10 protein-coding genes and 1 pseudogene are annotated in these 6501 nt (G+C 42.5%); all 11 read right to left on the reverse strand.

Features of this window, described 5'->3' with window-relative positions; all coding sequences use genetic code 11:
* Positions 1-566: pseudogene (locus H6G48_RS13435) on the reverse strand (IS607 family transposase); the annotation flags it as partial.
* 148 nt (positions 567-714) lie between these two features.
* Positions 715-843 carry a photosystem I reaction center subunit IX gene (gene psaJ / locus H6G48_RS13440; protein ID WP_002738148.1) on the reverse strand — a complete coding sequence of 43 codons (129 nt, stop codon included), beginning with the start codon at positions 841-843 and terminating at the stop codon, positions 715-717.
* A 45-nt stretch (positions 844-888) separates the two neighbouring features.
* Positions 889-1383: a photosystem I reaction center subunit III gene (locus H6G48_RS13445; protein WP_004163740.1), complete on the reverse strand. Its 495-nt coding sequence runs from the start codon at positions 1381-1383 to the stop codon at positions 889-891.
* 132 nt (positions 1384-1515) lie between these two features.
* Positions 1516-1935 (reverse strand): secondary thiamine-phosphate synthase enzyme YjbQ, encoded by a 420-nt coding sequence (locus H6G48_RS13450; RefSeq protein ID WP_190722171.1) that lies wholly within the window; start codon positions 1933-1935, stop codon positions 1516-1518.
* A 10-nt stretch (positions 1936-1945) separates the two neighbouring features.
* On the reverse strand, positions 1946-2746 hold the full coding sequence (gene cobA / locus H6G48_RS13455) for a uroporphyrinogen-III C-methyltransferase (protein WP_190722172.1): 801 nt from the start codon (positions 2744-2746) through the stop codon (positions 1946-1948).
* Between the two features lie 289 nt (positions 2747-3035).
* On the reverse strand, positions 3036-3326 hold the full coding sequence (locus H6G48_RS13460; protein ID WP_002757266.1) for an addiction module antidote protein: 291 nt from the start codon (positions 3324-3326) through the stop codon (positions 3036-3038).
* A 9-nt stretch (positions 3327-3335) separates the two neighbouring features.
* Positions 3336-3626: a type II toxin-antitoxin system RelE/ParE family toxin gene (locus H6G48_RS13465; protein WP_190722173.1), complete on the reverse strand. Its 291-nt coding sequence runs from the start codon at positions 3624-3626 to the stop codon at positions 3336-3338.
* A gap of 135 nt (positions 3627-3761) precedes the next feature.
* On the reverse strand, positions 3762-4025 hold the full coding sequence (locus tag H6G48_RS13470) for a DUF2442 domain-containing protein (RefSeq protein WP_190722174.1): 264 nt from the start codon (positions 4023-4025) through the stop codon (positions 3762-3764).
* On the reverse strand, positions 3985-4224 hold the full coding sequence (locus H6G48_RS13475; protein WP_072927255.1) for a DUF4160 domain-containing protein: 240 nt from the start codon (positions 4222-4224) through the stop codon (positions 3985-3987). Before H6G48_RS13475 ends, H6G48_RS13470 begins: the two co-directional genes overlap by 41 nt.
* A 114-nt stretch (positions 4225-4338) precedes the next feature.
* Positions 4339-4473: a hypothetical protein gene (locus H6G48_RS26870; RefSeq protein WP_277925612.1), complete on the reverse strand. Its 135-nt coding sequence runs from the start codon at positions 4471-4473 to the stop codon at positions 4339-4341.
* Between the two features lie 132 nt (positions 4474-4605).
* Positions 4606-5841, reverse strand: a complete 1236-nt coding sequence (locus H6G48_RS13480) for an AlbA family DNA-binding domain-containing protein (protein ID WP_190722175.1) — start codon at positions 5839-5841, stop codon at positions 4606-4608.
* Between the last annotated feature and the right edge of the window lie 660 nt (positions 5842-6501).

Here is a 6501-nt window from a genome sequence, read left to right on the forward strand (position 1 = left end):
ATTTTTCTATTTTTATGGCTTCTAGAGCCATACAATCTAGCGGAAAATACCGTAATAATTTCTAAGACATCTGGCGCTAAATCCTCCTCAAATGTACTGTCTTCAGTTCGATTAATAATGACAACTTCAGTCCCGAATTGTTCACACAGACTAAAGATTAATTCCCTACCAAATCTAAGTAATCTATCCTTATGAGTTAAGACTAATCTCTCTACTTTACTATCAACAATCAACCGAATTAATCACTTTAATCCTTTTTTGTTGTAGTTAAGTCCTGAACCTAGGTCGTCTATAATTTCAACTTGCCAACCGTTTTGAGCGCAAAACAGTTCGACAACTTCTTTTTGACGTTCTAAATCCTTCTTTTGGTCATGACTAGAAACACGGCAATAGCCAACAGTATAAGAGAGATTCTCTTTTAAACCAAGCAACTGAGAAATTGTATAACGACGATGCCCATTAGCAGTCCGTTCTGGAATTAGTTTACCTTCAGACTCCCAACGCCTTAACGTCGATACGCTTACACCTTTCAATTTAGCTGCTTCCGCTCTGGTTAACTTACTCATAGAACGATTATAGCATAAGTCATGAGTAATTTTGGATAATATTAGTTAGGTTTTTGGCTTCTGTATTTAACCCCCAATCCCTGGGATCATTGCCCTTAAAAAGGGATACAGTGGACTCTGTATCCCCTTTAATCACCTGAGATTGCCTTTAACCTAGCGGGTGGAATAAGAGATCGGGATAAAAGCGATTAAATTCGATTAAAATCCCGGCAGTGAAAGTCAGCAGCGCCATAATTAACACGGGTGCGGACGAGAGAAATTTAGTAAGTCCTTCCATCTGAGTTCTCCTAGGGAATAAAAAGTCAAGGGTTTGACACAAAAATTAACGAGGGGAAACGGTAATTTCCGAATCCTTAACGGTTAATTTACCGGAAGTGGCTTCTTGTAAAGCCGCCAAGGGCCAGAGAAAACCCGTTAACATTTTGCTGAGAGCGAGGGGAACATCGATGATGATTTCCTTCATTTCGGCATCTTTGCTGTCGCGCACGGCGATTAAATAGGCCCGACCAACCCAACCGATCCAACCGGCAATGTACAGGAATAGGATGCTAGGGATAAAGAAATCGCCCATGTGATCCCAACGACCATCAACAATTAGGTGCGGATAGCCTTCGGGTCCACAGAGAGCTTGGGAGTAGGTTTGAGCGCGTTTGGCTCCCGATTCGGGGTCAGGAGTGGTGTTGCGGAAACTCTTCGCTTTTTGTAGGAAAGCGGGATTTTCGCTACAAGGGGTCAGATTGGACAAATCAGCCGACGCTGGAGCGGCAAAGGTGAACCAGAGAGATAGCACCAGGGCCAGAGCGAACAATTTTCGCATAAATTGTTTCCTTTTGTTACGAAATATGAAGTTCTTTGTTCAAAAAGCGAACAATTTGATCGTACACGGAAAAAATCTTACTCCGATGAGGGGTACGAGTAAAGTTTCTATTACAAAACTATACGCAAAGCTTCAGACCCCGGTGATATGAACCACCACTTGTCTTTGGTGACGACTCTGACGATGTTCCCAGAGATAGATACCTTGCCAGATGCCTAAAACTAATTTACCCCTAGCGATCGGGATTTGTTCCGATGTCCGGGTTAGGGCCGAGCGAATGTGAGCGGGCATATCGTCTGGCCCTTCGGTAGAGTGATAGTAGAGACTGCTATCTTCTGGGACTAACTTGGCGAAGAAATTGGCCAAATCGGTGAGAACATCGGGATCGGCATTTTCTTGGATCAGCAAAGAAGCGGAGGTGTGACAGACAAATATACTGCATAATCCCGTCGTTATGCCCGATTCAGCCACGATCGCTTCTATGGGGGCAGTCAGACGATGGAAATTCTTGGGACTGGTGGTAATCGTCAGGGATTTTTGATATTGACGCATGGAAACCGAATCAGAGAGAAATGGGTGTAGGGGGGATTGTCCTGGAGAGCAAAGGTTGTCCCGCTTGCAAGAGATCGTGAAGGTCCACCACTGCCCCGATAACAGCGATCGCAGGGGCTTCAAAGCCGGTGGCTTCGATCTTGTCCATAATTGTGCTGAAAGTACCGATTAACTGCTGTTGCTGCGGTGTTGTTCCCCAGCGAATCAGGGCGATCGGTGTTTCTGCACTTCTGCCCGCTTTGGTTAACTCGCCGATAATATAGGGTAAATTATGCACACCCATGTAAACGACAATTGTTTCCGCGCCATGGGCGATCGCTGACCAGTTAACTTGAGGACGATATTTACCCGCCATCTCGTGGCCGGTGACGAAGGTAACGGAAGAACTATAATTGCGATGGGTGAGGGGAATACCGGCGTAGGCAGGCACAGCAATTCCTGAAGTGATCCCCGGCACGATCTCGACGCTAATTCCGGCCGCAATCAGATCGAGCATTTCTTCGCCCCCGCGACCGAAAACAAAGGGATCCCCTCCTTTAAGACGAACAACCACGGCATTAGTCTGGGCCTTCTCGATCAGTAAAGCGGTGATTTCCTCCTGTACCAGAGAATGACGACCGCGACGCTTACCCCCATGGATTTGTTCGGCCCGGGGGTTAATCATGGCTAGAATCGAGGGGCTAACTAGGGCATCATAGAGGACAACATCGGCATTTTCTAGGAGAACTTTTGCTTTTAAGGTCAACAAACCAGGATCCCCGGGACCCGCACCGACGAGATAGACCTTACCGCAACTTTCTGATTGATTCATAGATACTGGGGAGAAAATTCTTGCTTCGATCGAATGCGCTTGATCCCTACTGTATTGTGACTGGGGCAAAATTTGGTATTTTTGACTACAGTTACTCGGCGATCATGCGCTTTCTTCATGAAGAATTATGATCTTAACATTACTTAACCCTTAATCTAGCGATCGCTCCGATACCAAATCCCGTTTAACAAGTATGGAGGAGTGGAAAGTGGGGGGAAGGGAGCGGGTTTTTCCAGTGGGATTGGGAGTTAATCATGCTATTAAAAACCGATTCAGTATAACGGTGAAGTTAGGCAATTGGTACGACTTGGAGGCGTAACCCAAGTGATTGTAAGACCTTAAGAACTGTGGCAAACTCTGGATTGCCTTCGATTGACAAAGCTTTATAGAGACTTTCACGCCCCAACCCTGTTTCACGGGCAATATGTGTCATCCCTTTAGATCGAGCAATATCACCTAATGCTGCTACCACTAAGCTTGGATCGCCATCTTCAAGAGCTGCTTCAAGATATGCAGCTATATCTTCTTTTGTTTCGAGATGTTCTGCCGCATCCCAAGGATAGGTTTGGATAGTAGCCATGAAAATCTCCTATAAGTCTTGTGCTAAATTTAATGCTCTTTTGATGTCCCGTTCTTGAGTTTGCTTATCTCCTCCTGCCAAGAGGATGATCAAGGTCTCGCCTCGCTGAATGAAATACACCCGATAGCCTTGGCCATAATCGATCCGCAGTTCTGATACACCTTTTCCTACTGGTTTAACATCGCCTGGATTGCCCATAGACAGGCGACGAACACGAATGTCTATACGTGCTTTTGCTTGATGATCCCGCAAATTGCTAAACCACTGAGAGTAGGTTTCGGTCTGGCGAATTTCAATCATGCCTTAAGTGTATCCTATGGGATACAGAAGGACAAGCAATAAAAATAAGGTGCGTTACATTTTATGAACGCACCCTACCAGAGCGGCGTGCTGCTACGCAGTGCCTTCGGCATCGCACTTAATTAAGGATAAAAACTAGGCTTTAACTTTTAAAGGAAATCTCTCAGGATTTTTAATAATTTCTTTGCTTAAATCTACATCTAAATCTGGCCAATAAAAATGATTAGGAAAAGGCTCTTGTATATTTAAAATTTGTCTAATAGTGACATCTTGAAACCAAGGAAAATCTTGATAAGAAAGAAACATTTCTTCATTGTTTGCCAGAATCCATATTCCATGAGAAGAAATATGAGTTACTTCAGCTTGAGAAGTGTTTTGTCCAAGCATTTCTAAGTTCATTTTGTCGTTCCTCAATAATAGTTTCTATCGCTTGAAGTTGTTTTCGAGATAGGTTATAATTACGAGCTAATTCAATTTGTGGTTCCAGCCAAAATTTAGCTTCTCCTTCTGCACAATGAACATGAACGTGCATTCTTGTTTCTTCGCGGGAAAAGAAAAAGAAGCGATAGCCATCTTCTCGGAAAACAGTTGGACTCATCAGAAATATAATCAGGATGATTGATGCTTACCCTTCGTTTATTATAGCAAATCCCCCTCAACTGGTCTAAAACTAAGGGGGAATGAGTTATAAAAAAAGGCAATTTAACCGATGTTAGTGGGTTCTTTTTCGATCGATCGCTGGAGCGGTAGAAGTTACATTGGGGAACGTACCAGACAAGATCGGCGATCGCACTACAGTTGCATAACGGAATAATTTGATCGCATCTCCACCAATTAAATAAACCACGATCGCCCACCTAAACTATAGCGTTTCCTACGCTAGTGAGGTACACCTGTTTTTCTTACCTTTTGCCTCTTGCCTTTTGCCTAAAACCCATAACTTTTGTACCTCAGCAGACTGAAAAACGCTATATATCATCTAATCTGTCTGAGGTTTTCTTAGATAAGCAGCTAGTTCTTCAGAAATTACGAAACGAGGAGCATCATTATAGGTGATTTCATAAACTAACGCCTGATTCTCCAAAATTCTCAGCTTATTTCTAAGGTAAGCATGATCCTCAAAGTAATATTTGAGAGTGAAGTTATTGGTATCTTCACAATACATTACACCCTTATTCATAATGATAAACTCACGAGCAAATGGACAGTTTTGTAGATCACTTCTCATATCTGCTAGAAGTTCGGGAATTAGACTCTCAATATTTAGAAATACACTTTCCGAGGGCTGTGGCAGTAGAAAGCTCGGTTTAGCAATATTTTTGTGCGGAACTGCGAGTTTCAAAAGAGCTTTGTTAATTGATTCAAGTGCTGTTACTATTTTTGCTGAAGCGTCATTTGTTGTAAGTGTAACAGGTGGTACTGAACCAGAAATTCCTAATCTAGTATTGTAATTATAAGAGTGGCGAGAAAGATCCTTATACTCTACTTCAAGTAGTACATTTTCTCCAAAAAGCTTATCTGCTTGAGAGTGAGTCGCCACGTCAAAAAAGAATGGATTATCTTGATCAATAACAGATATTTGGAGGGGAAATAAATTTCCTAAATTACTCATCATTTTGGGCAAGGGCGAAATATTAACCTTGACTTCAATTGCTGGGGCATCTGTAAGTGAAAGAATTCCAAGTTGAATAGCCTGCTCTTTTTCTGGTTTAAGTCTAAATAAGTGTGTTAAACGTGGTTTGGAGAAATGTCTTTTAGCCCAGATTGCATCAACAATAAAATGCTTGGCTTTGACTGTATGAGCACCTGCTCGAATGTAATAGCAATTATCATAAGCCATGTGTGGCCCAGCGTGGCTCTCATAAACGGCAACAAGCAAAACAGCCGAATCGGACTGAATGACTCCTCGTCCTACTGAATCAGATATTATTTTAATCTCATATTTAGGAACTGGTTCTACTTGATTAACAATCTGATCAGCCCAGTCGCGTAAATCTTGTCTTCCAACTTTTAGATGTCGGCCATTATCAGCATTACCATGAGAGTCCACACCAGCAATAAAACACCCACCTCCAGAATTTGCAAAGGCAGATACCGCACAGCTTAGTTTCTTCTTGAGGTCTTCCCGAGGAGTGCGACTTGATTTGAATTCAAAGTTATCATCCTCTGCGGATGGAAGCTGAGTGAGATCAAAATTTCCTAGGTCAATTTTCATAAGATGTGAAAAGGCGGACAAGTAGTGTAAAAAATGTTTGGCTTCTTATCAATCAAATTATACTATTGGCGGATGTAAACTCGATCCCCCTACGACAAAACTCTGCATTGAAAAACCAATTGCTTTGGCTTTGTGGTCTAACTACATATTATAGGTCAACTTTCTGTATAAAACTCTGCATCGTAACGATATGGGTCAACTTTCGGTATATCACTCCATTTAGGCGCAATCGCCAGAACTTTTCCCTATATCAAGCCCAAAAGCCTGTTAGTCAGATTAGCATATTGCCAAAAACCTTGTGTAACTAAATTCCTGACAATTAGGCTCATTCTAACGATGATTCCTATATCTGACCGCACCCCTTGACAAAAACTGACAATTATTCGACCTTGAGCGATCGCTATCGGGGGATAGTTGTTTTTTGTTACAGCAGTGTGGATCAGCCTAACTGATGGCTATATTTCCAGATTATCGCCCGCAGCAAACCAATCTTGAGCGAGAAATCGAGGGATGTATCCATTGATGGATAAGGGTTTTTTGCTATTGCAGTAGATATGTCTGGGGTCAGTTGAGATAGACAAAAATAGTCAAAATATTTATAATGGAAGATTGGACTAAAATTTTCTGTGATTTGCCCATGTTATTGTCTTGCGCCACCGG

This window comes from Microcystis flos-aquae FACHB-1344, from assembly GCF_014698375.1.
Taxonomy (GTDB): Bacteria; Cyanobacteriota; Cyanobacteriia; order Cyanobacteriales; family Microcystaceae; genus Microcystis; species Microcystis aeruginosa.